Here is a 26,570-nt window from a genome sequence, read left to right on the forward strand (position 1 = left end):
CAAAAAGGTGGTCAGGTCGGGATGTCCTCCAGCAGGTCCGTCACCATCGCGGCGATCGGCGATCGCTCCGAACGGCTGAGCGTCACGTGCGCGAACAGCTGATGACCCTTCAACGCCTCGATCACCGCCGTGACGCCGTCGTGCCGTCCGACCCGCAGATTGTCCCGCTGAGCGACGTCGTGGGTCAGTACCACCCGCGAGCCCTGGCCGATCCGGGAGAGCACGGTCAGCAGCACGCCGCGCTCAAGTGACTGCGCCTCGTCGACGATGACGAAGGCGTCGTGCAGACTGCGGCCCCGGATGTGGGTCAGCGGCAGCACCTCGAGCAGACCGCGTGAGGTGACCTCCTCCAGCACGTTCTCGTGCACCACCGCGCCGAGGGTGTCGAAGACCGCCTGCGCCCAGGGCGACATCTTCTCCGACTCCGAGCCGGGCAGGTAGCCCAGTTCCTGCCCACCGACGGCGTACAGCGGGCGGAAGACGATCACCTTCTTGTGCCGGCGACGTTCCATCACCGCCTCCAGCCCCGCGCACAGCGCCAGGGCGGACTTACCGGTACCGGCCCGGCCGCCGAGCGAGACGATGCCGATCGACTCGTCGAGCAGCAGATCGAGCGCGACCCGTTGCTCGGCCGAGCGCCCGTGCACACCGAACGCCTCCCGGTCGCCCCGGACCAGCCGCACGGTCTTGTCCGGCAGCACCCGGCCAAGCGCCGAGCCCCGGGACGAGTGCAGCACCAGGCCGGTGTGGCAGGGCAGACCGGCCGCCGCGTCCACGTCGATGACCTCGCCCGCGTACAGCCGGGTGATGTCGTCCTCGGCGAGTTCCAGCTCGGCCATTCCCGTCCAGGTCGGGTCGCTGGCCTGGCCGTGCCGGTACTCGTCCGCACGCAGCCCGACGGAGGCGGCCTTGACCCGCAACGGCATGTCCTTGCTGACCAGCGTCACCTCCCGCCCTTCAGCGGCGAGGTTCAGCGCGACGGAGAGGATCCGAGCGTCGTTGGACTCGTTGCGGAAGCCGGGCGGCAGTACCCCGTCGTCGGTGTGGTTCAGCTCCACCCGCAGCGTGCCGCCGACGTCGTTGGCGGGCACCGGCCGGTCGAGCCGACCGTGGCGCACCCGCAGCTCGTCGAGCATGCGTAGCGACTGTCGGGCGAACCAGCCCAGCTCCGCGTGATGCCGTTTGCCCTCCAGCTCGGAGATCACCACCAGCGGAAGCACCACCTCGTGCTCGGCGAAGCGGTGGAATGCCGCCGGATCGCTGAGCAGGACCGAGGTGTCCAGAACAAATGACTGGCCCGCTGGTCGAGGCTCCCTGGGGTCGACCGAACCGGCGGCCGCCGTACGGCGGCTCCGGGTGCTGCGGCGGGTCGTGGTAGTCGCGGCCGGGCCCTGGTCGGCACCGGCGGTCGTACGGCGAGTCGTCACAGGCCTGCTCCGGCGGATGGGCACCCGGCCACCCGCGGTCCGCCTCCTCCGGATGCCCGGCTGACACGGGGTCGGATGCGGGCCCCGTGCGCGAGGTCGCAGGCCGGGCGGGCCGGCTGGCTCGGGACAACCCCGCGCCATGCCTAGACGCTAGCTCCCCACACCCGTCCCGGCTAGTAGTCGCTCATGAACGGCCGCTGGCCGGGGCAGCCAGGAAGGTCCGCAACCCCGCGAGGACGAGGACATGCACCGGCCGGGATGCATGCCCCCTGCGCGCATCCCGGCCGGTGGGACCACCGCCACCGGTCTGACGTGGCCCCGGCGGCGCCACCCGCGAGGGGGTACGCGCCGCGTCTGTGGACGGGCCGGAGCCCGTGACCGGTTCAGCCGGTCCGTCGGACGAGGGTGCCGGTCGGGTGCCGCCCGGTGACCGAGGCGGCCGGCTCCGCGAAGGACGACCCGGTGTACGTGGTGCCCGGGCGAGCTGTCGGGCTTTTCTCGATCTCCCCCGGTGGTGCGTCGGCACGCAGCGCCGGCGGTGGTACGCCCGCCCCGCGTGGCTGAAGCGGGTTCACGCTGGCCGAGACCCGAGCGGGCGGCGGCGAGGCTGCGGTGACGGAGAGGGCGGAGGCGATGGCCGCCTGAGCCTCCCGGCGACGCCGGTTCCAGGCCCCACGGTCACCGTCGAAGTAGCCCTGCCGGTAGCCGAAGCGGTAACCGATCCGGTAACTGAGCTGCCCGTGCAGCCGCCCGGCGGCGTAGCTCGTCGCGGCGAGCACGAGCACCAGGAAGATCGCCAGGAACGGGCTCATCCGGCGGCTCCGGTGCGCCGCGCGGCCGTCATCGTTCCTCCGGTTCGACAGTGGTGGGGTCGACGACCAGCAGCCGGTCGAGGTCGTCGGTGCCGACCTCCTCCACCAACTCGACACTGATCCGACAGCCGTCCATGACCACCTCGGCCATCGAGGAGCGGCGGATCTCGCCGCCGGCGTCGTAGACCCGGACGCTCAGTTCCGGGCAGCCGAGATGGGTCCGCCAGGCGTTCCACTCGGCTCGGTCACCGACACTCAGCGACAGGTAGCGGCAGCCGCGGGCGAGGTAGAGGCGCCACGGCGCACTGAGCCCGGCGGCGACCCCCTCGGCCACCAGGCTGAACGCCTGAGCACGGGTTGCGAGTTCGGTCACCGCGTCCCCCTCGCACCGGGCGCGTGACGCAGGTGAGCACTGATCGTCTCATGCACGTGACACACCGTAGGTTGTCCCATGAACGTGACAGTATCAGCTTTTCGTTCGTTTGCCTCCGCACCTACGTACATCTATCCTGCCCAGGTGGCACCCCTCAGAAAGAGTGTCGGACCCGCTTCCGGCCAGACCACAACGACGTCACGCAAGCGTGACAGACGCGTGGCAGGCGCCGTCACCCAGGCTCAACGGTCGTACGGTCACGAGGTGACCGAGACGGCCAACGCCCGGAAGATCGCCTTCGCCACCTTCGTCCGGCGCGCCCTCGAAGAGGCCCGCGCGACCCGGGCGTGGAGCGGCACCGAGGTCTCCCGACGTACCGGCGTCTCGCGGCAGACCATCAACCGGTGGGTACGCGGCGACTGGGCCAGCGACCCGGAGGCCGAGCGGGTGGTGGCCTTCTGCGAGGGTCTCGGGCTCGACCCGACCGTGGCCTTCGCGGCGCTGGGCTGGGACCGGACGACCTCCCGCCGGAGCGCACCGCCACCGCCACCGATGGATCCCGACGTCGAGGCACTGCTCCGCCGGCTGGTCGATCCCGACGTCTCGGATGCGGAGAAGTTCCACATCCGGGAAACCATTCGATATCTCGCATATCGCCCGACGTTGCCGCTCGGTGTCCGAAAACGAGGGGACGCCGCCAGCTAGTTCTCAGATGGCGAAAGAACGGCAGGTCAGCCTCATTCGTTTCGCTACGGGGCGGGATCGGGCGCGCTAGCGTCCGTATTCGTACTGCTTGGGCTCGTCGTCGGCGGGGGGACGGGACAAGGCCGAACCCAGCCCTGCGGGACAGAAAGGGGTCTCTCCATGACCCTGAAATGGATGGCTGTCGTGGTCGCGACCGTCTCGGTGACGCTGTGCATCACCGGCAACGCGGTGACCCTGACCCTGAACGGCGGGCAGCTTCCGCTGCTCGTCAACCTCTTCGCGCTCGCCACCGCCAGCACCGCGATCGTCCTGGCCGTGGTCGCCGAGTTGCACGACCGGCTCAACGACCGGCTCACCGCGCTCACCGAGTTCCTGGTGGAGCGGCTACGGGAGATCGAGGCGCACACCGGTGACCGGAACTCCGGTTTCGTGGAGGGCTACCTGCTGAGCCACGGCCAGGAGGCGGCGGTGGTGCCGTTCGGACGCCGGGGACGTGGGGCCGCCGAACGCTGAATCACACCCGTCGCCCACACCGGATTCAGGTCAGGATTGACCGGTCGAACCCGGGGTACGCTTTCGCGCGTGCCGCCGTTGAATCTGGGCAACCAGCAGCCGAAGACCCCGCTGAACGCCGACCAGGCCTGGCGGGCAACCGCCGACCGGGCGGCCGAGACCGTCCTCTTCTTCGATTTCGACGGCACCCTCGCGCCGGTCGCCGACGATCCGACGCAGGTGCAGCCCGCGCCGAAGGTGCTGGCCGCCATCGAGACACTCGCGCCGATCGTGCGGCGCATCGCGATCGTCTCGGCCCGACCGGTGGACTTCCTGCGCGAACACTTCGGTGGGCTCACCGGGGTCGATCTGTACGGCCTCTACGGCCTGGAACACAGCCACTCCGGCGGCGGTACGGTCACCGAGCTGGCCGCCCTGCCGTGGGTGCCCACGATGGCTGAACTCGCCGAACTCGGTCGCGCCGAGCTGCCACCGGGCACCCTTGTGGAGTACAAGCGGCTGTCCGTGGCCCTGCACTGGCGAACCGCCCCGCAACTGGCCGCCACCGTCGAACAGTGGGGCCGGGATCAGGCCGAGCGTCTCGGCCTGCGGGTGCAGGTCGGACGGATGGTCCTGGAGATCAAACCGCCGGTCGACCGGGACAAGGGCATGGTGATCGACGAGCTGGTGCAGGGCGTACGCGCGGCCTGGTACTTCGGCGACGACGTCTCCGACATCAAGGCCTTCGCCGCGCTCCGGGCCCGCGCCGCCGCCGACCCCGACTTCCTCGGTGTCTGCGTCGCCGTCGCCAACCCGGAGACCGGCGACGAGGTCGCCGAGGCCGCCGACCTCACCATCGACTCCCCCGCCGCCCTGGGTGACTTTCTCACCGACGCGACCCACCGGCTCACCTGAGCCGGACCGGGACCGGTGCCGCTACGGCGTCTCAGACCCCGTAGCGGCGCTGACGGGTGGCGTACGAGCGCAGTGCGCGGAGGAAGTCGACGCGGCGGAAGTCGGGCCAGTTCAGTTCGCAGAAGTAGAACTCCGAGTGCGCCGACTGCCAGAGCATGAAGCCGGAGAGGCGCTGCTCACCGCTGGTCCGGATGATCAGATCCGGATCCGGCAGGCCGCGGGTGTACAGGTGCTCGGAGATGTCGTCGACGTCGAGCGAACCGGCCAGTTCCTCGAGCGTGCCGCCGTTCGCCGCGTGTTCCAGCAGCAACGAGCGCACCGCGTCGGCGATCTCCCGCCGCCCGCCGTACCCGACGGCGATGTTGACCTGGGCGCTGCCGGCGCGTTCCCGGGTCCGCTCCTCGGCCGTCTTGAGCGCCGTCGCGAGGCGCGTCGGCAGCTCGTCGAGCGCACCGACCATCCGCAGCCGCCAGGGGTTGCCCTCCTCGGCCAGCTCGGTGGTGAGATCCTCGATGATCTGGAGCAGCGGATCCAACTCGGCCGACGGGCGGGACAGGTTGTCGGTGGAGAGCAGCCAGAGGGTCACGTGCCCCACGCCGGCGGCGTCACACCACCGCAGCAGTTCCTTGATCCGCTCGGCACCCATCCGGTGCCCGTCGTTCGGATCGACGAAGCCCATCTCCCGGGCCCACCTGCGGTTACCGTCACACATCACGCCCACGTGGCGGGGCACCGGCCGACCCGCGAGCTTGGCCGTGAGCCGCCGCTCGTAGACGGAGTAGAGAAGTTTCCGCAGACTCATCACCTAGCAGGGTAGCGAGCCGTCGTACGGATCAGTGTGCCGGTGGCCGATGCCGCACCGACAGGCCGAGGGCGATCAGGCCGAGCGTCCGGCCGTCCAGCAACCCATCGCCCAGTCCCAGCTCGGTCACCCTGCCGAAGACCCGTCCGTCCCGACCGGCCGCCCGCACCGCCGCGTCCACCACCCGGCGACGCCGGGCCAGCCAGGCCGCCGCCGAACTGTGCCGCAGGTGGGTGCCGAGCCGGTGACGCAGGGCGGCCGCGTACCGCCGCGCCGCCTGCTCGGGTGCACCGACGGCGGCGTACCCGGCCAGCGCACCGGAGCGCAGCGCGTAGAAGATCCCCTCGCCGGTCAGCGGATTGATCAGCGAGAGCGCGTCGCCGGCGAGCACCACCCGGCCCCGCCCCGGCACCGGGCGGAACGTGGACAGGGGCAGGTGATGGGCGCGCAGCGAGCCGACCGCCGCCGGATCGGTGCCCGGCAACAGCGCGGCCAGCCGGTCGAGCAGGTGCGCGCGGGTCAGCGACTCGCCCCGCAGCACCTCCCCGTACCCGACGTTCGCCCGGCCGTCACCGATCGGGAACGACCAGGCGTACGCCGGCCAGCGGGCGGCCGAGGTGACGATGACCTGCGTGGGCGGACCGGGCGGCGCGGGCGCGTACCCCCGGATGGCCAGCGCCAGGTGACGGTCCGGATTCGTCGGCTCGCCAAGCGCCCGGCGCACGACGGACCCGGCACCGTCGGCACCCACCACCACCCCGGCGGAGATCTCCCCGTCCAGCACGACCCGGTCGGCGCGCACCTCGACCCGGCGCACCGCCCGCCGGCTCAGCGGCACGCCGCCCCGGACCGCCGCCGCCACCAGCCGGGCGTCGAACACCTGCCGTGGCACGGTGTACGCGGGCCTGGGCAACGCCCGCGCCACGGCGCCGCCGTCCGGCGCCACCAGCCGCAGCGCCGGCACCGGCGCGAAACCGGCCACCGCGTCAGGCACACCCAGTTCGGCGAGCACGTCAAGGGCGTGCGCGGCGATACCGTCGCCGCAGGCCTTGTCCCGGGGAAAATCGGCCCGGTCCAACAGCAGAACCTCGACACCTGCCTGGCGGGCCGCCAGCGCGGCAGCCGCCCCCGCCGGCCCCGCCCCGACCACCACCACGTCGAACTCGTCGCGCACAGCCCCTCCTCCCGCTCCACTCGACCATCGGCAACCCCGCACACCGCGCGCGGCGCCCGACCTCGACTCCCACCACCCCCGCAGGGGCGCAACGGCCACCCACCCGCCCTCACCTCACACCCGGCCCGTCTCACACCCGGCCCCTTACACACCCGCCCCTTCACACACCCGGCCCTTTACACACCCGGCCCTTTACACACCCGCCCCGCACACCCGGCGCCTCGAACCGCACCTTGCACCAAGTCGCCTCACATCGGCCCCGCTTGCTCTGCTCCACCCAACGCACTGCGATCGTCCCGGATCTGGTGCGCCAGTTGAAGCAGAGCAAGCGGCCGGGCGAGCAGCACCCGACGCGCTCAGGAACCCAGCAACTTCCCTGATGTTGCTGCCTCGGGGCTCGGCTGAGGCAGCAACATCAGGGAAGTTGCGCGGATCTTGGCGGTGGGACGAGGGCGCGGCCCGGCGGGGCGGGGCAGCGCAGCAGCCCGGCGCGGCGGCGGGGCGGCGGGGCAGCCCGGCGCGGCAGCCCGGCGCGGCAGCCTGGCGCGGCAGCGCGGCAGCGCGGCAGCCCGGCGCGGCGGCGAGGCAGCCCGGCGCGGCAGCCCGGCGCGGCAGCCTGGCGCGGCAGCGGGGCAGCCCGGCGCGGCAGCCCGGCGCGGCAGCCCGGCGCGGCAGCCCGGCGCGGCAGCGCGGCAGCGCGGCAGCCCGGCGCGGCGGCGAGGCAGCCCGGCGCGGCAGCCTGGCGCGGCAGCGGGGCAGCCCGGCGCGGCAGCCCGGCGCGGCAGCCCGGCGCGGCGGCGGGGCGCGGCGGCGGGGCGCGGCGGCGGGGCGGGAATCAGGTCGGCGACGGGGTCAGGTGGGTGGCGCGGCGGATGCCGTAGATGGTTAGCCCGGCGGCGACGATCAGGGGTGCGCCGTCGCGGATGAGGCCATCGACGCCGAGTAGCCACCAGCACAACGGAAGGTCGACGGCGAGCACCGCGACCGTGACGACGACGAGCAGGGTGCCTGCCCAGCGTCGGCCGCGCAGCAGGAACGCCGTGCAGAACAGCACCAGATAGCTGGTCGCGATGCCGGCACCCAGCCAGAGCAGCACGGCGGGTACGGCGAGCAACCGCCCGTCCACGATCGCGGCGGTGGCGACCAGGGCCGGCACCAGCATCAACGGGCTGTAGGTGAACGCCGCCACCCGGGCGGTCAGCAGCCAGGCACCCGCCTCTGGCCGGCGCGGTGGCGTTTCCCGCCAGGAGATGCCGGTGCGGTCGATCACCAGCCGGGGCCGGTGCCGCACCAGGTGCTCGGCGAGCGCCGACGACCGGTACAGCAACCAGACCACTGTCGCGCAGAGCGTGGTGAGCAGGGCGAAGCCGAGCAGGCCGGGCAGCGGCGGCACGCCCTGGCGGGGCACGATCAGCCGGCCGACCGCGAAGACGGTGGTGACGGCGAGGATCAGGCCGAACGGGCGGGCCACCGTCCGGCCGCGCCGCACGTGCCCGATGAGCAGCAGGAAGCCGAACGAGCGCAGCATCGCCCAGCCGGTGCGTACGGCGAGTCCGAAGCCCTGCTCCGGCGCGTACCACCAGTTGAGCACCTCGACCACGACGGTGGCCGCGGCCGTAACCGCCAGCAGTGCGGTAAGTGCCCGGACGGCGGACGGCCGCCGGACCTCGGTCTCGGCGGCCGTCCTCATGGCATCCGATGATGCCCGGATCCGTCGTCGATCACACCCCCCGCTGCGGCTGCTCCGCGTCGAGTCGGGCCCGCAGGGCGTCCAACTCGGCCCAGAGGACACCGGGCAGCTTGTCGCCGAACTTCTCGAACCACTCGGTGACCAGCGGCAGCTCGTCGCGCCACTCGTCCGGGTCCACCTTCAGCGCGATCCGGACGTCCTCCGGCGTCATGTCCAGCCCTTCGACGTCCAGGGAGTCCAGGGTCGGCACCATGCCGATCGGGGTCTCCACGGCGTCCGCCCGGCCCTCGATCCGCTCGACGATCCACTTGAGCACCCGCGAGTTCTCGCCGAAGCCCGGCCAGAGGAAGCCGCCCTCCGGGTCCTTGCGGAACCAGTTGACGTAGTAGACCTTGGGCAGCTTCGACTCGTCGCCGTCGGCGCCCTTGCCCATCTCGATCCAGTGCCGGAAGTAGTCGCCACCGTGGTAACCGATGAACGGCAGCATGGCCATCGGGTCGCGACGGACCACACCTACCGCACCGGAGGCGGCGGCCGTGGTCTCCGAGGAGAGCGTGGCGCCCAGGTAGACGCCGTGCACCCAGTCCCGGGCCTCGGTGACCAGCGGCACGGTGTCGCGCCGCCGACCACCGAACAGGATCGCGTCGATCGGTACGCCGTTGGGGTCGTAGTAGTCGTCGGCCAGAATCGGGCACTGGGTGATCGGGGTGCAGAACCGGCTGTTCGCGTGCGAGGAGAGGTTCTCGCTCTCCGGCGTCCAGTCGTTGCCCTTCCAGTCGATCAGGTGGGCCGGCGGTTCGCCCATGCCCTCCCACCAGATGTCACCGTCGTCGGTGAGGGCGACGTTCGTGAAGATGGAGTTGCCCCGGTCCAACGTCCGCATGGCGTTGGCGTTCGTCTTCCAGTCGGTGCCCGGTGCGACGCCGAACAGGCCGTATTCCGGGTTGATTGCGTAGAGCCGGCCGTCCGGGCCGAACCGCATCCAGGCGATGTCGTCGCCGATCGTCTCGACCTTCCAACCGGGGATGGTCGGTTCCAACATGGCCAGGTTGGTCTTGCCGCAGGCCGACGGAAAGGCACCGGCGATGTGGTAGACCTGACCCTCCGGCGAGGTGATCTTCAGGATCAGCATGTGCTCGGCGAGCCAGCCCTCGTCGCGCCCCATTACGCTGGCGATCCGCAGCGAGTAGCACTTCTTGCCGAGCAGCGAGTTGCCGCCGTACCCGGAACCGAAGGACCAGATCTCGCGGGTCTCCGGGAAGTGGGAGATGTACTTGGTGTCGTTGCACGGCCAGGCCTCATCCTGCTGACCAGGGGCCAGCGGCGCGCCGATCGAGTGCAGGGCGTGCACGAAGTCGGCATCGTCGCCCATGGCCTGCAGGACCGAGGCGCCCATCCGGGTCATGATCCGCATCGAGGCGACCACGTACGGGCTGTCGGTGATCTCGACGCCGAACATCGGGTTCTCGGCCTCGACCGGGCCCATGCAGAACGGGATGACGTACATCGTCCGGCCGCGCATCGAGCCACGGTAGAGCTCGGTCATGGTCCGCTTCATCTCGGCCGGCGCCATCCAGTTGTTCGTGGGCCCGGCGTCCGCTTCGTCCACGGAACAGATGAAGGTGCGCTCCTCGACCCGGGCGACGTCCGTCGGGTCGGTACGCGCGTAGAAGGAGTTGGGCTTCTTCTCGGGGTTCAGCCGGATGAGCGTGCCGGCTTCGACCAGCTCGTCGGTGAGGCGACGCCATTCCTGGTCGGACCCGTCCACCCAGACGACCTGGTCAGGGGTGGTCAGTTCAGCGACCTCACGGACCCAGGCGAGGAGTTTCGGGTGGGAAGTAGGGGCCTGATCGATACCCCGAACGGTGGCCGGAGCAACCATGACACATCTCCTTGTGGTCGACGCTGACCGGTCTATGGAGTGCACGAGTCGCGGCGCCGCGATGCGCGTCGCCTTCGTGGAAACCTGGGATTGGCCTCAGCGTAAACCGAGGGACCTCTCCAGTCAGTGGGACTGGTTGTGAAGAACTGCACAAGGTGCGGTCACGCTGCGGCATCACGAGCCTTTACCCGCTTTCACGCGCAGTTTCACGCAAATCCTTCGGTGGACCTCCTGCTGACAGCACCCGCGCCGGCGTTTTTCGACCGGGCGCACCGAAGCGATAAACAACACCCGATCGCACGGATGCGGTTACGCTCCGTTCGTGCCCGTCCGTGCCGCCGCAGCGGCGCACCCCGGTGACCGTTGCTACCCGCTCACGGGCCCGCCAACCGGTACGCTCGCACGGTGGCCGCCACGATGACCGGGGAGCCAGGCTCCCGGCAGACCCGACCGGGTCTGGTTCACTCCCTGATCGACCGTTTCGGTCACCTCGTCCGGGAGATGAGCAAGTTCGCGACCGTCGGCGGGATCGCCTTCCTCATCGACTTCGCCCTGTTCAACTACCTGATCGGCCCGCAGGGCGTGGAGCAGATCACCGCCAAGACGATCGCCACGGTGATCGCGGCGACCTTCGCCTTCCTGGGCAACCGGTTCTGGACCTGGCGGCACCGCAAGCGCTCCCACCCGGCCCGGGAGTACGCGTTGTTCTTCTTCTTCAACGCCGTGGGCCTGGGCATCGCGGTGGCCTGCCTCGCCATCAGCCACTACGGGCTCGGCAGCATCTGGCCGTCCGTCTTCCAGACGCGGCTGGCCGACAACGTCGCCAGCTTCATCGTGGGCACCGGGTTCGGCACGCTGTTCCGATTCTGGTCGTACCGACGGTTCGTCTTCGTCGAAGCGGGAACGCCACCCGTCGCGGAAGCGAACCAGGACCGCCGGGCGTGACCTGCCGCCCACTCGATCGGTCGGAGCCAGCCGACCCCGACCCACTGCCCTAAGGTGTTGCGCATGCCTCTCGTCCGTCTGCTGCCTGAGCGCTGGCAGAAGTTCATCCACGAGGCACTCAAATTCGGCCTGGTCGGTGGCATCAACACGGTCATCAATTACGCCGTGTTCAACGCACTCGCACTCACGGTCTTCGTCGACGGTCAACTGAAGGCGACCGTCGTCGCCACTATCGTGGCCACCATCACGTCGTATCTGATGAATCGACACTGGACGTACCGTGATCGTCCAAAATCTGCCATGCAGCGGGAATACGCCCTGTTCTTCCTTTTCAACGGAGCCGGGCTGCTGATCGAACTCGGTGTACTCGCCGCAGCCAAGTACGGGCTGGGCGTGACCGGGCTGCTGGCGTTGAACATCGCGAAGACCGGCGGCGTGGTGCTGGCGACGCTGTTCCGCTTCTGGTCGTACCGAACCTTCGTCTTCCAGCCCGCCGCACCGGCCGAGGCGACGCAGCGGTGGCACGGCCTGCCCCGCGACGAGTGGGACTCGATGGCCGGGATGGACCCGGTGGCCGAACTCGCCGAGTCGGTGACGGAACTGGAGGAGGAGCAGCCGCCCGCAGCCGGGCCCGCCGTGACACCTCGGCCACTCCAGCCGAGGTCCGCGTCGCTGCCCGACGAGGCCCGGCTGACGGCGGAGCTGGACGCCGAACTGGAGGCCGAGTTGGCCGCCCAGTTGCAGCCTGCCCCGGCCCCCCGCCGCCCTCGCCGCCGCTGACCGGGCGCCCACACAGGCAGGCCGTGCCGGCTCGGGCCTGGCGGTTACGCTCCGGCGCTCTTGTCCCGCTCGCCGAGAATCTCGCGCAGTTCACCGTCACCGAGCGAGTGCCGGTCGTGGAACGCTTCCACGAGCTCGTAGAGCTGCGTCTGGACCCGGTCGACCTTCGGCACGTCGTGCAGCACGGACTGCCCGCGCTCACCGGCCGACTCGATGGTCAGCGTTCCGTAACCCAGCAACCGGCCGGCGAACTGCTGACTCATCGAATGGTCGTTGACCCGGCTCAGCGGGATGTCTCGGCGATCGCGGGAGAAGACGCCGTGCTGGAGCACGACCCGTTCGTTGGTGAAGAGGTAGTGGGTGCTGCGCCAGGAGACATACGGCCACACCGCCAGCACCATCACGGCCAGCAGGGCCAGCCCACCGATCACCGCGAGCGTCACGGAACCGCCCCCGCCCGAGGGCAGGAACAGCACGCCGACCACCACTGCGGCGATGGCGAGCACCAGCACCGCCACCGGCCGGATCAGCGCCTTCCAGTGCGGATGCATGTGCAGCACGACGTGCTCATCCTCACTGAGCACGTCTTCGGGAAACGCCACGGAACCTCCAACCAGAAACGGACGCCCAGACCGTAACCCCCCACCGCCCCACCCCACATCCACCACGCGGCTCAACACCCCCACCGACCCCGCACCCGCCCCGCCCGGCTTCCGCGATCTTGCACTTGTGGTCGCCGTAATGCCCCTTAACCGCCTATCTGCCCCGACGAAAAGTGCAAGATCGCGGGGGTTGGAGGGCGGGGCCGGACAGTTAGCGGAGGTGGTGGAGGTCGGCGGCGGCCAGGGGGTGCTGGGCGGTGGGGGTGGAGAGGATCAGTTGGCCGTCAGGGTCGACGCCGGTGGCGGTGCCGGTGAGGGTGGTGCCGTCGGGGAGCAGGGCGCGGACCTCGCGGCCGACGGTGCCGCACGCCGACAGGTACGCCTCGCGCAGACCACTTGCCGCCGCGTCGCCGCCGGCCGCACGCCACCGGGCGTACCAGTCGGCGACCGAGCGGAGCAGGGCCCGCAGCAGCGGATCCCGGTCGGTGGCCGACGCGCCGGCCAGTTGCAGCGAGGTGGCCGGCAGCCCGGTCGGATGCTCCGGCAGCTCGTCGGCGCGCAGCGTCACGTTCAGCCCGATGCCGACAACCACCGCCGGCGGGTCGCTCAGCCCCGGCCCGGGCACCCCCTCGGCGAGTATCCCGGCGCACTTGGCACCCCCGATGAGCAGGTCGTTCGGCCACTTCAGGGTGGCGTCCAGCTCGGCCAGCAGCGTCACCGCCTCGACCAGCGCCACGCCGGCCAGTAACGGCAGCCACCCGTACCCCGCCGGTGGTGCCGGCGACCAGCCTCGGGCCGGCACGGCCTCGCCGGGCCGCAGCAGCACGCTTGTGGCGATGCCGGCGCGCGGCGGCGACTGCCAGACCCGCCCGCGCCGCCCCCGGCCGGCGGTCTGCCGCTCGGCCACCACGACCAGCCCCTCCGGCTCCCCCGCCCGGGCCGCCTCGGCGACGTCGGCGTTCGTGGACCCGGTCTCCGTCCGCAACTCCAGCCGGGACCACGGACCGTACGGCGCGACCAACGCCCGACGCAGCCGGGCCGCCGACAGCGGCGGACGATCCAGATCGGTGTACGGAGAACCCGGCACGCCACCAGCCTACGGGTAGCCCGGTGAGGCGGAGTGCACAGCGGCGGCGGCCTGAACCATCGTTATATTCCCAGGGTGACTACCGAGACCGGGACCAACATCCACAGCACCGCGGGCAAGCTGGCGGACCTGGCACGACGGGTCGACGAGGCGGTGCACGCCGGGTCGGCACGCGCCGTGGAGAAGCAGCACGCGCGCGGCAAGAAGACCGCCCGGGAGCGCATCGAGATGCTGCTCGACGAGGGGTCGTTCGTCGAGCTGGACGAGTTCGCCCGGCACCGGTCCACCAACTTCGGGCTGGACCGGACCCGCCCGTACGGCGACGGCGTGGTCACCGGCTACGGCACCGTCGACGGCCGGCAGGTCTGCGTGTTCGCCCAGGACTTCACGGTCTTCGGCGGCTCCCTCGGCGAGGTCTTCGGCGAGAAGATCGTCAAGGTGATGGACCTGGCCATGAAGATCGGCTGCCCGGTGATCGGGATCAACGACTCCGGTGGCGCCCGGATCCAGGAGGGCGTGGCCTCACTCGGCCTCTACGGCGAGATCTTCTTCCGCAACGTCCGGGCCAGCGGTGTCATCCCGCAGATCTCGCTCATCATGGGCCCGTGCGCCGGTGGCGCGGTCTACTCCCCCGCGGTCACCGACTTCACGGTCATGGTCGACCAGACCTCGCACATGTTCATCACCGGCCCGGACGTGATCAAGACCGTCACCGGCGAGGATGTCGGCATGGAGGAGCTGGGCGGCGCCCGCACCCACAACAGCCGCAGCGGCAACGCGCACTACCTCGCCACCGACGAGGCCGACGCGATCGACTACGTCAAGGCGCTGCTGTCCCACCTGCCCTCGAACAACCTGGACGAGCCGCCCGTCTTCGACGCGCCGGCCGACCTGGAGATCAGCGACGCGGACCGGGATCTGGACGGCCTGATCCCCGACTCGGCAAACCAGCCGTACGACATGCACCGGGTGATCGAGCACGTCCTCGACGACGGGGAATTCCTGGAGGTCCAGCCGCTCTACGCGCAGAACATGGTGGTCGGCTTCGGCCGGGTCGAGGGCCGGCCGGTAGGCGTGGTGGCCAACCAGCCGATGCACTTCGCCGGCACGCTTGACATCGCGGCCAGCGAAAAGGCGGCCCGCTTCGTGCGCACCTGCGACGCCTTCAACATTCCGGTGCTCACCTTCGTGGACGTGCCCGGTTTCCTGCCCGGCACCGGCCAGGAGTGGGACGGCATCATCCGCCGAGGCGCGAAGCTCATCTACGCGTACGCCGAGGCCACCGTCCCGAAGGTCACCGTCATCACCCGCAAGGCGTACGGCGGGGCGTACGACGTGATGGGCTCCAAGCACCTCGGGGCCGATCTCAACTTCGCCTGGCCGACCGCACAGATCGCGGTGATGGGCGCGCAGGGCGCGGTGAACATCCTCTACCGGCAGGAGCTGGCCGCCGCCGAGGATCCGGCCGCGGTCCGCGCCGATCGGATCGCCGAGTACGAGGACACCCTCGCCAACCCGTACGTGGCCGCCGAGCGCGGGTACGTCGACGCGGTGATCCCGCCGCACGAGACCCGTACCCAGATCGTCCGGGCGTTGCGGGTGCTGCGTACCAAGCGGGAGACCCTCCCGCCCAAGAAGCACGGCAACATCCCGCTGTAGGCGCCACGAGCGGACCCCTCCCGCCGCCAGCGCGTCGGGAGGGGCCCGTCAGCACGGCGGGTTGGCGGCGACGCAGAGACGGTCGGCGGCCACGGCGGCCAGCCGGCGTAGCTCTCGTTCCGTACCGTTCCGACCCAGACCCAGCACCGTGACCAGGTCACCGACCCGCACCACCGCGGTCCTTTCAACCTGGACCGGATCCCGGCGCTCGCCGGTGTCCAGGTTCCGTACCTCCGTGATGCTGTGCTGGATCACCATCGCCTGATCGCCGACGAAGTCGCGGGCGGTCACCTCCCACCGATGGTCGGCCTCGGCCGTAACGACCTGATCGTCCCAGCGCATGTCCCCTATGGACCGCCAGCTCGCGCACGGGGCGAGCAACGCATCGATCCGAGCGAAGATGCGGTCGGCCACCTGCGGAGCGAGCCGGTAGACGGCCTGACTGAACACCTCGTCGGCCGGGAGATTCTCGGTAGGTGCCCGCAACAGTGTCTGTGAGCGCGAGTAACGCGACGGTTCCCAGTCGGCGCTCAGGCCCTGCTCCTGGTGACAGGCGAGCAACACGTAATCGATCTGCACCGGTTCGTCCAGACCGGACTGGCCGAGCGGAGGGCCGGTCTCGACGGGAAGGTCACCCGGTTGCACCATGGCATGCCGGGGGATCTCGGCGGACGGGATCGAGGTGCTCGGCGCGGCCAGCGGGGCCACCGGTGGTGGTGCGGCGAGGTCCTTCGTGACGACGACGGAGACGGCGGCCACCATCAGCACGGCGAGGGCCGATCCCACCGCCGCACGCCTGTGGCGGCGGGTGCCCTGCGCACGCAGTTCCGCCGGCTCAGCCCAGCGGACCTCCCGCAGGTCCTGGTGCATCCGCTCAAGGAACCGCATCTCATCAGGCACCGGGAGCCTCCTCGAGATCAGATACGGCGAGCAGCCCGGCGAGCGCGGCACGCCCGCGGGACAGTCGGGCCTTGACCGTGCCGACGGGGGCCGCGGTCTGCCGCGCCACCTCCGCGACCGGCAGTCCGGCGAGGTAGTACAGCGCGATCGCGACGCGTTGTTCCTCGGGTAGCTGGCGCAGGGCGGCGACCACCTCGACGGTGTCGGTGGTGGGTCCCGGAACGCTGTCGATCGCGCCGTGCCGCAGGTAGGCCCGGGCCCGGCTGCGTAGACTGCGCCAGCGGCTGACCGCGATCCGGGCCGCCACCACCCGTACCCATGCCTCCGGGTCGTCGTAACCACCCACGCTGGACCAGCGCTGCCAGGCCCGGATGAACGCCTCCTGCACGGCGTCCTGCGCCTCGGTGAGGTCACCGGTCAGCACATAGACGTACCCGAGCAGCCGTTGCCGGCTGCCCCGGTAGAACTCGTCGAACCCCTCGACGTCCGCCACCCGCACCTCCCCGTACCTGACAGAGCACACGCACCGGGGGGTGGTGCGGGTTGCCGGCCGGGCGACGAAATCAGGTGAGGCCGGCCTCGGCGAGCAGCGGTCCGGCCAGCAGCAGGCCGCCGGCCGCCAGCACGGCGAGGTTGCCCAGACCGAAGAGAACGACCCAGAAGAACGCCGGCAGCGGGGTGATGCCCGCCAGTTGGTCGGCGTCGGAGGCCGGCATGCCGCGCCGCGCCCGCATCCGCTGCAACTCCACCACCGGGCGTACGCCGCCGAGCAGCAGGAACCACACCCCGGTCCACGCGAAGGCGGCCTGGACCTGCGGGCCGGCGTACCAGGAGACGGCGAGCACCGCACCCCCGACGATCACCAGAGTCAGCGCGCCGTAGAGGTTGCGGATCATCACCAGCATGGCCAGCAGCAGGAGCACCGCGATCCACAGCAGCAGGGTGATCCGGTTGCCGGCGAGCAGCCACGCCCCGCCCAGGCCCACCAGGGGCGGGGCCAGGTACCCGGCGAGCAGCGTGAGCACCATGCCCGGGCCGGTGGGGCGGCCGGCGGACAGCGTCAGGCCGGAGGTGTCCGAGTGCAGGCGGATGCCCTGCAGCTTGCGTCCGGTCAGTACGGCGACCAGCGCGTGACCGCCCTCGTGGGCAATGGTGATCGCGTTGCGCGCGATCCGCCACGGCAGCCGGGTGACGACGACGAGCAGCGCGACCAGCCCGGTGAGCACCACGAGCAGCGGAGGCGGGTCGGGCTGCGCGCCGAACAGGCGGTCCCAGAACTCGGTCATGCCCTCGATCGACACCATGAGGCGGCAGCCTACCGCTCACGTTCCGCCGCCAGGGTCGAGCCGGGTCACCGTTCCGGTGTCGGTCCCGGGCCAACCGGTCGTATCGTGTGAGACTGACCGGGTGGCGATCGGATCGGGAGGTGAACGCCGGTGAGCGCGGCCCCCCTGGAACCTCACACCGGCCTCTGGACGGAGGACGAATACTTCGGCACGGGTGAGACCAATGCCCGGTTCGAGCTGCTCGACGGGAGCCTGATCGTGAGCCCTGCCCGACGACGAGGGCAGCGTGGTCGAAGCCGCCGAGGTGGCGCTCGCGGGCACTACGTCGAGGACCGGGTGGCCAGGGCCGGCGAGACGCTCACCCTCACCGACCCGTTCCGCTGGCAGGTGGATCCGGCCACCCTGCGCTGATTGCCAGGTGGGTCGCCGCCATAACCAGGACATCGAAAGTTGTCTTCATCCCTCTTGCCCTGGCCGACGGTCGCCTCCAAAGATGTCTGTCTATCGACAGTCGTCTCAGGAGGACGCCATGGGTCGGACCAGATCGCTGCGCCGGCTGACCGCCGCCGCACTCGCCGTACTCGCCACCGCAGCCGCCGGGCTCGTCGCCACCGCGACCCCGGCCAGCGCCGCCACCGTGCCGGGCATCGACGTCTCGCGCTACCAGGGCACCATCAACTGGACGAGCGTCCGGAACTCCGGCATCCAGTTCGCCTTCATCAAGGCCACCGAGGGTACGAGCTACCGCGACCCGAACTTCAACACCAACTACGTGAATGCGTACTACGCGGGAGTGATCCGCGGTGCGTACCACTTCGCCCGGCCCAACATCTCCTCCGGCGCGGTCCAGGCGAACTTCCTTGCCTCCAACGGCGGTGCCTGGTCCGCGGACAGCCGCACCCTGCCGGCCGCGCTGGACCTGGAGGCAAACCCGTACAGCGGCGGCTACTGCTACGGCCTGAGCACCACCGGCATGCGCAACTGGGTGCAGGACTTCCTCAACACCTACCGGTCCCGCACCGGCCGGTACGCGGTCATCTACACCACCACGAGCTTCTGGAACCAGTGCACCGGTTCCTGGAGCGGGCCGTGGAACAACCACCCGCTGTGGGTGGCCCGCTGGTCGTCCTCCGTCGGGTCGCTGCCGGCCGGCGCGCCGTTCTGGAGCTTCTGGCAGTACACCGACTCCGGCAGCGTCCCCGGCATCAGCGGCGGCGTCGACCGCAACTACTGGAACGGCGACCGCAGCCGGCTGATCGCGCTGGCCAACAACACCTGACGTACGCCGCGACGGCGGGCCGACGTCCTTCGCTCGGAGCGGACGTCAGCCTGCCGTCGCGCCGCACCCGGACCGCTGTCGCCGCGCCGGGTGTCGCCGGGAATCTCAGGCCCGCCGTCGGGCGGTCATCGCGACCGGCACGGACATCCCCGCGCTGCGGGACACGCTGCCCCGGCGGGTGAGGTGCCAGCCGGTGAACGCGGCTCCGGCGAGCGTCACCAGGCTCAACATGGTCGCCAGCACCGCGACTCCGACGGTGGCGACCAGCAGTACGACGTTGCCCAGCACCACGGCCGTCCACAGTGCCAGCCGGGGCCGGGCGTCCCTTCCTCGGTAACCCATCTCGGGCCTCCCTTCCGTCGTCGGAGATCAGATACCCCGAACGGCGAAGGGCCATGCCTGCCGGTCAGTCCTGCCGATCCGGCACGAACTCACGGAAAATCATCTCGAAGTTCGCCGACTGCTCGTCCCAGTCGCGGTTCGGCACCTCCCAGCGCAGGGCGAAGCCCCGGTTGCTGGCGGTGACGAAGCCACGGTTACGGACTCGAATCTTGACCCCGTCGCGGGTCTCGTACCAGTCCCAGTCGGCGCAGGTCCGCCACTTGCAGTCGATCGACGAAATGTCGATGTACTCGTAGTTCTGCACGCCCGGCACGTTCTTCCGGCCCGGTTCGAGTTGCCGCCAGGTGGCGGCCGCGTCCCGCTGCGGCTCGTCGGTCCGGTCGATGGTCAACTCGCTGACGCCGTCCGGATCCCGGTACTTGACCCAGGTGCCGCCGGCGCTGCGTCGCCAGCCGTCGGGTATCGGCACCTTGAAGCCCACCGCGTCGGTCCGCAGCGTCCACCCCTCCGGCAGGCCCCCGGCCGATTCGGAGGCGCTGGGCGAGACCGACGGGCTGGGCGACGCTGACGGGCTGGCCGGCTGGTCGCTCGGCGGTGGGGCGGCCGGTTCTGATCTGGTCGGAGCCGGCGCGCTGCTGGTGCCGTTCGCGGGCGGAGTCCCGCCGTCCTCGTCGCCGCCGTTGAGCAGCGGCACCGCCACCACCACGCCGAGCAGCAGCAGCGCCACCACGGCACCGACAAGCACCGCCCGCCGGGTCCGCTCCGAACGGAACTGCCCGGCCTTGAAGACGTTGCCACGTGTCGGGGCCGGGCTGACCGGTGCCGCCGGCATGACCGAGGTCGGCTGCCGCGTACTCCGCGTGCCGTCCTCCGGCCGGTCCGTCCCGGCCTCCGTCGTGCTCGACCCGCCTGCGGCCGAGTCTCCCGCCGCCTCCGTCTGAGTCGCACCCTGATCTGCCGGCGCCGCCTGACCCGTCGGCGCGGCCGCCTCCGGCTGGGCGCCGTCGCCCGTCGCGCCCGGTGCCGGCTCGGTGCCGCCATGCGCCGCGTCCGTCGGATCCGGGCCGCCCCGGTCGCCGGTGGCGGCACCCGAACCAGCCTCCTCGTCGGGCGGCGTGGCAGGCCCGGCACCGATGCCCTCGCCCGGCGATCCGGCTGCTGCGGCGGCGGTCGAGGCGGTGCCAGCGGCGGCGGCCAGCGCGGTGTCGCCGTCGCCCGGTGGGTCGGTCCGGGACCGTCCGCTCTCCTGGTCGTCCGCCCGTCCAGCCTGCGACGGGTCGGTCGGGATGACTTTCGCCGTCGGGTCGACATCGGCGCTGCCGCCCGTGCCGGGGACCTTGGTTGTCGGAGCGGCATCCCCACCGCCGGCCGGGCCAGCGACCTTGGTCGTCGGGTCGACGTCCGAGCCGGGCTGGGTGTCGGTCGAATGGTCGGCTGCGGTGCCGGCTGCCGCCGCGCCACCGGCCAGCAGCCCGGAGGTGGGTGGCGTACGGGGTGCGGGCGGGGTGACCGGGGTGGACGGCCGCTCGCCGGAAGGGCGTGGCGCCGGCACCAGCGGTGGGCGCGGCTCACGCGGACCGTTCGGCCCGGGTCGGCGTACGCCGTCGAGCAGTGAGATGCCCCGGGCCCGGCGGCCACCGGCCCGGCGCAGCATGCGCTCGGCCGACTCCGCGGTGATCCGCTCCTGTGGGTCCTTGCGCAGCAGCCCGGCGAGCACCTGCTTGAGCGGCCCGGCGTTGCGGGCCGGCGGTACCGGTTCGGTGGCCAGCGCGGCCAGGGTGCTGATCGCCGAGGGGCGCGCGAAGGGGGACTTGCCCTCCACGGCGGCGTAGAGGGTGGCACCGAGCGACCACAGGTCGGCCTCCGGGCCGAAGGTGCCGTCGCGGGCGCGCTCCGGCGCGATGTACGCGGGCGAGCCGAGCACCATGCCGGTACGGGTGACGTTCGGGTCGCCGGGAATCGTGGCCAGCCCGAAGTCGGTGAGCACCACCCGGCCGTCGGTGCCGAGCAACACGTTGCCGGGCTTGACGTCGCGGTGCATGATGCCGGCCTTGTGCGCGGCCTTGAGCGCGTTCAGCACGCCCAGACCGATCTCCACGGCACGCGCGGGCGGCACCGGACCGTCCTCGGCGATGGTGTCCTGCAACGACCTGGACGCCACGTACTCCATGACGATCCACGGGTCACCGTCGGTGCGGAGAACGTCGAAGATGCGTACCACGTTGATGTTGTTGAGCCGGGCGATGGCCCGTGCCTCGCGCAGCGACCGCTCGCGCATCTCGCGACGCTCGTCGCTGGTCAGGCCCGGCGGCGGAACCAGCTCCTTGATCGCGACGTCGCGGTGCAGCACCTCGTCGCGCGCCTTCCATACCCGACCCATGCCGCCCTGACCGAGCGGCGAGAGCAGCCGGTACCGGTCGGCGACGAGTTGGGGGGACGCTTCTGACATCGCTGAGACGGTACCCGGCAGCGCATACGGTCACACCGCCGGCACGCCACTGTGCGGTGAAGGTCGGCCTACCCCCTGCGTACCCTGAGGTCATGTCTGTCGACGAGCCACTGTTCCGGGTCGTGCGCGGCGTGCCGACCGCCGAGGAACTGGCCGCGTTGGTGGGCGTGATCGCCGTACGGTCGCGCCCCACTGCCCGGCCCGCGCCGGCCCCGGCGTCGGTCTGGGCGCGCAGCGGCCGCCCGGCGGGTGCGGCGCTGACGCCCGGTGCCGGCAACTGGCGCACCTCCGGCCTGCCGCGCTGACCCCGTCTGGTTCCCGGCAGCGCTGTCGGGCGCGGCCAGGGCTGCCGGAGGGGGCGTTCACCGTCTAACCTCACTCAGGGGAGCGAGCCCGTGACAGATTGGGAGGGCCGATGATCCCTGAGGAGGATCGACACGCGTCCTGGCTGGGCGGTTCCGGGGGCGTCGAGGCCGACATCCGGCAGCTACGAGACTTCGCCGAGCAACTCCGTGCCGAGGTGGAGAGCAGTTACGCACCGCACCTGCGGTACATCGCCGACGACATGCTCACCACCGTGCCCAACCCGGCCGACGCGTTCATCGAGCTGGTGCACTTCATGCGTACCCACTGGGAAACGCAACAGGCGACGACAAACGCGGTCTGGGGCGTCAGAGACGCCACCGGCCACCTCGCCGAGGCAGCCAAGCTCGTCGCCGAACAGTACGCCGACACGGACGCCTTCGCCGCTGCCCGCGTCGCCGACGTCCACCGAGCATTCGAGGAGCGGCACACTGCGCCACCCGTCGGCGAGACGATCGGCCAGCCCGGCCCACCGCCCCTATCGGTCGTGGCCTCGCCACCGCTCGTCGACCCGACCGGCACCGACAACACCGGCCCGGTGGTGGTGCCATGAGGGAACCGGGCATCGGCCGCAGCGGCGGCCTGACCGAGTGGCATCTGATGAACGTGGCCGACATGTGGGCCTGCCTCCAGGGCCACCACACCGACAACCACTGGCGTCACGTCGCCGGCTGGCGAAAAATCGCCGAGCTGGCCGGCCAGCATCTCGGCCGGCTGAGGACCTACCGCGAAAGCCTGGCCCAGGCCTGGCCGCCCGAGACCAACGCAGCCTCCCACGCCTACCTCGCCAAACTCGACGAGCTGATCGAGCAGGTGCAACGCACCCACGACACCGCCGCCACAAACCAGACCGCGCTGTCCGCCGCGACCCAGGCCCTCAGCAGCAGCCGAGACAAAATCGAAAAGATCCATCAAGAGTACGCCGACAAACTGCAACAGAAGCGATCCTGGGAACAAACCGCCGCAGATCCGAAAGCCGCCGCCGCAAGCCGAGCCATCCAGCCACCGGTGACGGACTCCGATCTGGAGCAGTTGAACATCCAGGCCCGCAACGTCATGTACGGCCTCAGCACCGAACTCCACCAAGCCCAAACCCAACTCCGCCACCCACCCCCCACAAAACCAACTGTTCTTGATGGGGCACACCCCGACGCCTACAGCGGTATTGCTGCGCCGCTCATCCCACCCGTCGTCGCGTTACCTCCGTCGCTTCGACGGGCAGCAGTCCGCAAGCACTCCACCACGATGAACCTTGGCCGCAATTCGGCCATCCCAACTACTGGTCCCGTACTCGGCAGGGCTGATCCCTCTCCAACCACCGCTACGCCCTCCACCCCCTCGCCGAACGCTCCCGCATCGGCATCCAGCGCCAACCCTCCGCTGACACCGGAATTCGTTATCCGACCGAGTAACAGCCGTCCCGTCCCAGAGGCCAGGAAGATTGGTAAGGAACCAGACCCAATGCCTCACAGAAATCCGCCCAACACTGCCCTGCCAGATGGAATTATCGGAGGGGTAAACGGCGGGAGTGTTAGCCACTCCGGAGCCAGCAATACTCAGCTACGCTCGTCCAATCCTTCTGGCGGGGTCATCGGTGGCGGAGCAGCAGGAACTGCGCCGACTGGAGGCGCAGGATCTCGACCGGCCGGACGAGGAGGCCTCACGGCCAACCAGATCCCCGTAGGCGGCTCGCCGATGCTTGGTCCGACCAGCGGTAGAGGCATCAGCAGGACGGGATCGCTTCTCAGTCACCCCCGAGACGGGAACGAAACTCGGCGGTGGGATCCGGACAATCCATGGGCGGTGAATGAAGGGCTATCTCCGATCATTCGCCCACCTGACGAGGAGGGACCGATCGACCCTGGGCCCGCAATCGGCCTTACGCGGTGACATCAACTCTGCTAAGTAAGCGGCTTCCGCTCACCCTCATTCTTGTGTGCTTCCTCCAGCTAGCGTCGTCGACCCCAGCACATGCATTGCCAATACCAGACGACCCTAGTCGGGTACGGAAAGATCAATGGCATCTGCCATACCTGAAAATTCAGGAGGTCCATAGAATAAGCCAAGGTGAAGGGGTCACAGTAGCCATAGTAGATACGGGAGTAATCCCCCACCCGGATCTTCAAAGGAATCTCCTGCCGGGAACCGACCTACTGACGGGCGACAAGACGAACGGACATCAGGACAACTCCGGCCATGGAACTGGAATGGCAGGCCTGGTAGCCGCACACGGCCGAAGTGCCAATACCGGCGCCCTGGGAATTGCACCAAAAGCGAAAGTAATCCCTGTCCGCTGCTTAGATGCAGAACCCAGGGGTGACGTTGATCTCTTAGCCGCAGCCGTCGAATATGCGATCCGGGCAGGCGCCGACGTGATCAGCGTCTCCGCTGGTGGAGGAGCGAGCCCACGCCTTCTACATGCCCTCGATACAGCACGCTCATCCGACGTTGTCGTAGTCGCAGCAGCAGGTAACCGGCTAAGAAATTCTAGCATTCCATATCCCGCAGCAGCCAACGGCGTAATTGCGGTAGGCGGAATTGACAGCAAAGGAAGCGTGGCCGATATTTCCTTTACTGGCCCAGGTGTCGACATCGCCGCACCAGCAGTGGATATTTTTAGCACTAGCCTCCACGACGGCTACAGAAAGGGAACCGGGACTTCTGGGGCGGCGGCGATTGTGGCTGGGGCCGCCGCTTTGGTTCGGGCTAAGTATCCGTATCTGCCGGCTGATGAGGTGGCGCATCGGCTGACTGCGACTGCGATCGACAAGGGGCCGCCGGGGCGGGACGACCAGTACGGCTACGGAGTCATCGATCTGGTGGCGGCGCTGACGGCGGACGTACCGCCTAGGGGCTTTGGGTCGGTGCCGGCGGACGCGCCGGACGTAGCTGGCCCTACCACAGCGGCGGCTGATGGGCCGCCGGCTGGCGAGGGGCGGGCGGCGACTGTTCGCGGCCTGGTCACGCTGGGGGTGCTGGTAGCGGCAGGCGGCGGCTGGGCGGTGTTGGTCCGTCGTCGACGTCGCTCCAATGATCCGCCGCCGCGGATCAGTCGCTGACCGTCTCCTTGCTGGACCGGGTGGTGGGCGGCGTGACGTACGCGGGCAGGCGGTAACGTCGGCGGGGTGTCTGATGCCGTGCCGCTTCGCCTCGTGCTCGCGTCGGCGAGCCCAGCCCGCCGCAAGTCTCTCCAGGCTGCCGGCATCGAGCCGGATGTGCTGGTCAGTGGGGTCGACGAGTCGGTGGTGGTGACCGAGCGGGCGGAAGATCTCTGCCTTGAACTGGCCCGGCTCAAGGCGCAGGCCGTGCTGGGTCGGCTGCGTCCCACCGACGACGAGCGCACCCTTGTGCTCGGCTGCGACTCGGTGCTCGCCTTCGACGGAGAGATTTTCGGCAAGCCCGACAGCGAGGCCGACGCTACCCGGCGGTGGGAGCGGATGCGTGGGCGTAGCGGGGTGCTGCACAGCGGCCACTGTCTCGTCGACATCTCGGCCGGGCGGCGCGCCGAGGCGGTGGCCTCCACCGTGGTGCACTTCGCCGAGGTCAGCGATCACGAGATTGCCACCTATGTCGCTACCGGTGAGCCGCTGGCGGTGGCCGGCGCGTTCACGATCGACGGGTTGGGCGGGCCGTTCGTGGAGCGGATCGAAGGGGATCCGGGGACCGTTGTCGGGCTTTCCCTGCCGTTGCTGCGGAACCTGCTCGCCGAGTTGGATCTGCGGATCACCGATCTGTGGACAAAGGTCGCGCCTGGTAACCAGATCGTCGAGCCGCTCGGTTAGGTTCCGAGCATGACGCTGAAGTCGATTCCACTCACCGACGACCTGCACCGGTACCTCGTGGCGCACGGCGCCCCGCCGGACGAAGTCGTCAGCGACCTGGCGCGGGAAACGCTGGCGCTGCTTCCCGAGCACGCGTCGATGCAGGTCGCGCCGGAACAGGCCGCCTTCCTGACGTTTCTGACCCGGCTGCTCGATGCCCGGCAGGCCGTGGAGGTGGGCACGTTCACTGGGCTGTCGTCGTTGGCGATCGCCCGCGGGCTGGCCGAGGGTGGGCAGTTGACCTGCTTCGACATCTCGGAGGAGTACACGAGCATCGCCCGCCGGTACTGGACGCGGGCCGGTGTCGAGGACCGGATCGACCTGCGCATCGGGCCGGCCGGCGACACGCTGCGCCAATTGCCGCACGAGCGGTACCTGGACTTCGCCTTCATCGACGCCGACAAGACCGGCTACCCGGTCTACTGGGCCGAGTTGGTGCCCCGGATGCGGCCCGGTGGTGTGATCGCCGTGGACAACGTGTTGCGCAACGGTCGGGTGGTGGCGCCGCAGAGCGCCGACGACCGGGCGATCGCGGCCTTCAACGAGGACGTGCTGGCCGACGTGCGGGTGGATGCCGTGATGCTGCCGATCGCCGACGGGCTGACCCTCGCCCACGTGCACTGACACCGACGCCGGACAGCCTCGATCGACTCCGGTTGCGGCATGTCGCGGCCTCCCGGCGGCGGGACACCGCGCCATGCCGCAACCCGGGCCTCCCGCGCCCGGGCGGCCCGGCGTGGCGCCGCGGGCGGGCGGAGGCCGGTCAGCCGGGCCTGGAGCTCGCG

Annotated in this window: 29 protein-coding genes and 1 pseudogene; 16 read left to right on the top strand and 14 right to left on the bottom strand. The window is 70.4% G+C overall.

Features of this window, described 5'->3' with window-relative positions:
* Nucleotides 1-11: 11 nt before the first annotated feature.
* The 3 genes from KBX00_RS16485 to KBX00_RS16495 all read right to left on the bottom strand — a co-directional run bounded on the left by KBX00_RS16485 (nt 12) and on the right by KBX00_RS16495 (nt 2,612).
* Nucleotides 12-1,427 carry a PhoH family protein gene (locus KBX00_RS16485; protein WP_210827874.1) on the bottom strand — a complete coding sequence of 472 codons (1,416 nt, stop codon included), beginning with the start codon at nt 1,425-1,427 and terminating at the stop codon, nt 12-14.
* A 383-nt stretch (nt 1,428-1,810) separates the two neighbouring features.
* A complete protein-coding gene (locus KBX00_RS16490; protein WP_210827881.1) occupies nt 1,811-2,239 on the bottom strand; it encodes a hypothetical protein in 429 nt (142 codons plus the stop codon).
* A 28-nt stretch (nt 2,240-2,267) separates the two neighbouring features.
* Nucleotides 2,268-2,612, bottom strand: coding sequence for a hypothetical protein (locus KBX00_RS16495; RefSeq protein ID WP_210827886.1), 345 nt, complete (start codon nt 2,610-2,612; stop codon nt 2,268-2,270).
* 264 nt (nt 2,613-2,876) lie between these two features.
* Here KBX00_RS16495 and KBX00_RS16500 point away from each other — a divergent pair, with 264 nt between their 5' ends.
* The 3 genes from KBX00_RS16500 (at nt 2,877) to otsB (ending at nt 4,724) form a co-directional block, all read left to right on the top strand.
* Entirely contained in the window at nt 2,877-3,317 is a 441-nt protein-coding gene (locus tag KBX00_RS16500; protein WP_210827887.1) for a helix-turn-helix transcriptional regulator, read from the top strand.
* Nucleotides 3,318-3,476: 159 nt separating this feature from the next.
* The gene (locus tag KBX00_RS16505) at nt 3,477-3,830 is read left to right on the top strand and encodes a hypothetical protein (protein ID WP_210827888.1); all 354 of its coding nucleotides are present in this window, start codon (nt 3,477-3,479) and stop codon (nt 3,828-3,830) included.
* A gap of 69 nt (nt 3,831-3,899) precedes the next feature.
* The gene (gene otsB, locus KBX00_RS16510) at nt 3,900-4,724 is read left to right on the top strand and encodes a trehalose-phosphatase (RefSeq protein ID WP_210827897.1); all 825 of its coding nucleotides are present in this window, start codon (nt 3,900-3,902) and stop codon (nt 4,722-4,724) included.
* A 31-nt stretch (nt 4,725-4,755) separates the two neighbouring features.
* Here the strand turns inward: otsB and KBX00_RS16515 are convergent, their stop codons facing one another.
* Both KBX00_RS16515 and KBX00_RS16520 read right to left on the bottom strand, forming a co-directional pair.
* Nucleotides 4,756-5,526 carry an isoprenyl transferase gene (locus KBX00_RS16515; RefSeq protein ID WP_210827898.1) on the bottom strand — a complete coding sequence of 257 codons (771 nt, stop codon included), beginning with the start codon at nt 5,524-5,526 and terminating at the stop codon, nt 4,756-4,758.
* A 31-nt stretch (nt 5,527-5,557) separates the two neighbouring features.
* Entirely contained in the window at nt 5,558-6,742 is a 1,185-nt protein-coding gene (locus tag KBX00_RS16520; protein ID WP_374225309.1) for a geranylgeranyl reductase family protein, read from the bottom strand.
* Nucleotides 6,743-7,124: 382 nt separating this feature from the next.
* On the opposite strand from KBX00_RS16520, the gene KBX00_RS16525 reads away from it, so the two are divergent.
* Nucleotides 7,125-7,589 (top strand): hypothetical protein, encoded by a 465-nt coding sequence (locus KBX00_RS16525; protein ID WP_210827900.1) that lies wholly within the window; start codon nt 7,125-7,127, stop codon nt 7,587-7,589.
* On the opposite strand, the gene KBX00_RS16530 is transcribed toward KBX00_RS16525, so the two are convergent.
* Nucleotides 7,536-8,390 (bottom strand): hypothetical protein, encoded by an 855-nt coding sequence (locus tag KBX00_RS16530; protein WP_210827901.1) that lies wholly within the window; start codon nt 8,388-8,390, stop codon nt 7,536-7,538. The two genes, KBX00_RS16525 and KBX00_RS16530, sit on opposite strands and share 54 nt — an antisense overlap.
* A gap of 31 nt (nt 8,391-8,421) precedes the next feature.
* A complete protein-coding gene (locus KBX00_RS16535; protein WP_210827902.1) occupies nt 8,422-10,272 on the bottom strand; it encodes a phosphoenolpyruvate carboxykinase (GTP) in 1,851 nt (616 codons plus the stop codon).
* Nucleotides 10,273-10,410: 138 nt separating this feature from the next.
* On the opposite strand from KBX00_RS16535, the pseudogene KBX00_RS29850 reads away from it, so the two are divergent.
* The 3 genes and pseudogenes from KBX00_RS29850 to KBX00_RS16545 form a co-directional block, all read left to right on the top strand.
* Nucleotides 10,411-10,498: pseudogene (locus KBX00_RS29850) on the top strand (GtrA family protein); the annotation flags it as partial.
* 191 nt (nt 10,499-10,689) lie between these two features.
* Entirely contained in the window at nt 10,690-11,217 is a 528-nt protein-coding gene (locus KBX00_RS16540; protein WP_210827959.1) for a GtrA family protein, read from the top strand.
* A gap of 63 nt (nt 11,218-11,280) precedes the next feature.
* Entirely contained in the window at nt 11,281-11,997 is a 717-nt protein-coding gene (locus tag KBX00_RS16545; protein WP_210827903.1) for a GtrA family protein, read from the top strand.
* A gap of 44 nt (nt 11,998-12,041) precedes the next feature.
* Here KBX00_RS16545 and KBX00_RS16550 read toward each other — a convergent pair whose 3' ends face one another.
* Nucleotides 12,042-12,599: a PH domain-containing protein gene (locus KBX00_RS16550; protein WP_210827909.1), complete on the bottom strand. Its 558-nt coding sequence runs from the start codon at nt 12,597-12,599 to the stop codon at nt 12,042-12,044.
* Between the two features lie 211 nt (nt 12,600-12,810).
* The gene (locus KBX00_RS16555; RefSeq protein ID WP_210827911.1) at nt 12,811-13,686 is read right to left on the bottom strand and encodes a biotin--[acetyl-CoA-carboxylase] ligase; all 876 of its coding nucleotides are present in this window, start codon (nt 13,684-13,686) and stop codon (nt 12,811-12,813) included.
* Nucleotides 13,687-13,761: 75 nt separating this feature from the next.
* Between KBX00_RS16555 and KBX00_RS16560 the strand changes: the two genes are divergently transcribed.
* Nucleotides 13,762-15,345, top strand: coding sequence for an acyl-CoA carboxylase subunit beta (locus KBX00_RS16560; RefSeq protein WP_210827913.1), 1,584 nt, complete (start codon nt 13,762-13,764; stop codon nt 15,343-15,345).
* A gap of 48 nt (nt 15,346-15,393) precedes the next feature.
* On the opposite strand, the gene KBX00_RS16565 is transcribed toward KBX00_RS16560, so the two are convergent.
* The 3 genes from KBX00_RS16565 to KBX00_RS16575 form a co-directional block, all read right to left on the bottom strand.
* On the bottom strand, nt 15,394-16,245 hold the full coding sequence (locus KBX00_RS16565; RefSeq protein ID WP_210827915.1) for a hypothetical protein: 852 nt from the start codon (nt 16,243-16,245) through the stop codon (nt 15,394-15,396).
* The gene (locus KBX00_RS16570; protein WP_210827917.1) at nt 16,238-16,738 is read right to left on the bottom strand and encodes an RNA polymerase sigma factor; all 501 of its coding nucleotides are present in this window, start codon (nt 16,736-16,738) and stop codon (nt 16,238-16,240) included. The genes KBX00_RS16565 and KBX00_RS16570 overlap by 8 nt, the downstream gene beginning before the upstream one ends.
* Before the next feature lie 70 nt (nt 16,739-16,808).
* Nucleotides 16,809-17,549: a M50 family metallopeptidase gene (locus KBX00_RS16575; protein ID WP_210827919.1), complete on the bottom strand. Its 741-nt coding sequence runs from the start codon at nt 17,547-17,549 to the stop codon at nt 16,809-16,811.
* 132 nt (nt 17,550-17,681) lie between these two features.
* Between KBX00_RS16575 and KBX00_RS16580 the strand changes: the two genes are divergently transcribed.
* Nucleotides 17,682-17,942: a hypothetical protein gene (locus KBX00_RS16580; RefSeq protein ID WP_210827921.1), complete on the top strand. Its 261-nt coding sequence runs from the start codon at nt 17,682-17,684 to the stop codon at nt 17,940-17,942.
* A 118-nt stretch (nt 17,943-18,060) separates the two neighbouring features.
* Nucleotides 18,061-18,810: a GH25 family lysozyme gene (locus KBX00_RS16585; RefSeq protein ID WP_210827923.1), complete on the top strand. Its 750-nt coding sequence runs from the start codon at nt 18,061-18,063 to the stop codon at nt 18,808-18,810.
* A gap of 105 nt (nt 18,811-18,915) precedes the next feature.
* Here the strand turns inward: KBX00_RS16585 and KBX00_RS16590 are convergent, their stop codons facing one another.
* Both KBX00_RS16590 and KBX00_RS29690 read right to left on the bottom strand, forming a co-directional pair.
* A complete protein-coding gene (locus KBX00_RS16590; protein ID WP_210827925.1) occupies nt 18,916-19,152 on the bottom strand; it encodes a hypothetical protein in 237 nt (78 codons plus the stop codon).
* Between the two features lie 64 nt (nt 19,153-19,216).
* The gene (locus tag KBX00_RS29690; protein WP_210827928.1) at nt 19,217-21,601 is read right to left on the bottom strand and encodes a serine/threonine-protein kinase; all 2,385 of its coding nucleotides are present in this window, start codon (nt 21,599-21,601) and stop codon (nt 19,217-19,219) included.
* A 92-nt stretch (nt 21,602-21,693) separates the two neighbouring features.
* Here KBX00_RS29690 and KBX00_RS16600 point away from each other — a divergent pair, with 92 nt between their 5' ends.
* The 6 genes from KBX00_RS16600 to KBX00_RS16625 all read left to right on the top strand — a co-directional run bounded on the left by KBX00_RS16600 (nt 21,694) and on the right by KBX00_RS16625 (nt 26,409).
* Nucleotides 21,694-21,906: an acyl-CoA carboxylase subunit epsilon gene (locus KBX00_RS16600; RefSeq protein WP_210827930.1), complete on the top strand. Its 213-nt coding sequence runs from the start codon at nt 21,694-21,696 to the stop codon at nt 21,904-21,906.
* 110 nt (nt 21,907-22,016) lie between these two features.
* Nucleotides 22,017-22,517, top strand: a complete 501-nt coding sequence (locus tag KBX00_RS16605) for a hypothetical protein (RefSeq protein WP_210827932.1) — start codon at nt 22,017-22,019, stop codon at nt 22,515-22,517.
* On the top strand, nt 22,514-23,854 hold the full coding sequence (locus KBX00_RS16610) for a flagellar export protein FliJ (protein ID WP_210827933.1): 1,341 nt from the start codon (nt 22,514-22,516) through the stop codon (nt 23,852-23,854). Before KBX00_RS16605 ends, KBX00_RS16610 begins: the two co-directional genes overlap by 4 nt.
* A gap of 38 nt (nt 23,855-23,892) precedes the next feature.
* Nucleotides 23,893-25,023 (top strand): type VII secretion-associated serine protease mycosin, encoded by a 1,131-nt coding sequence (mycP, locus tag KBX00_RS16615; protein WP_210827961.1) that lies wholly within the window; start codon nt 23,893-23,895, stop codon nt 25,021-25,023.
* A gap of 66 nt (nt 25,024-25,089) precedes the next feature.
* The gene (locus KBX00_RS16620) at nt 25,090-25,746 is read left to right on the top strand and encodes a nucleoside triphosphate pyrophosphatase (RefSeq protein WP_210827934.1); all 657 of its coding nucleotides are present in this window, start codon (nt 25,090-25,092) and stop codon (nt 25,744-25,746) included.
* Nucleotides 25,747-25,755: 9 nt separating this feature from the next.
* On the top strand, nt 25,756-26,409 hold the full coding sequence (locus KBX00_RS16625; protein ID WP_210827935.1) for an O-methyltransferase: 654 nt from the start codon (nt 25,756-25,758) through the stop codon (nt 26,407-26,409).
* Nucleotides 26,410-26,570 lie beyond the last annotated feature (161 nt).

It is taken from the genome of Micromonospora sp. C95, from assembly GCF_018070465.1.
Taxonomy (GTDB): Bacteria; Actinomycetota; Actinomycetes; order Mycobacteriales; family Micromonosporaceae; genus Micromonospora.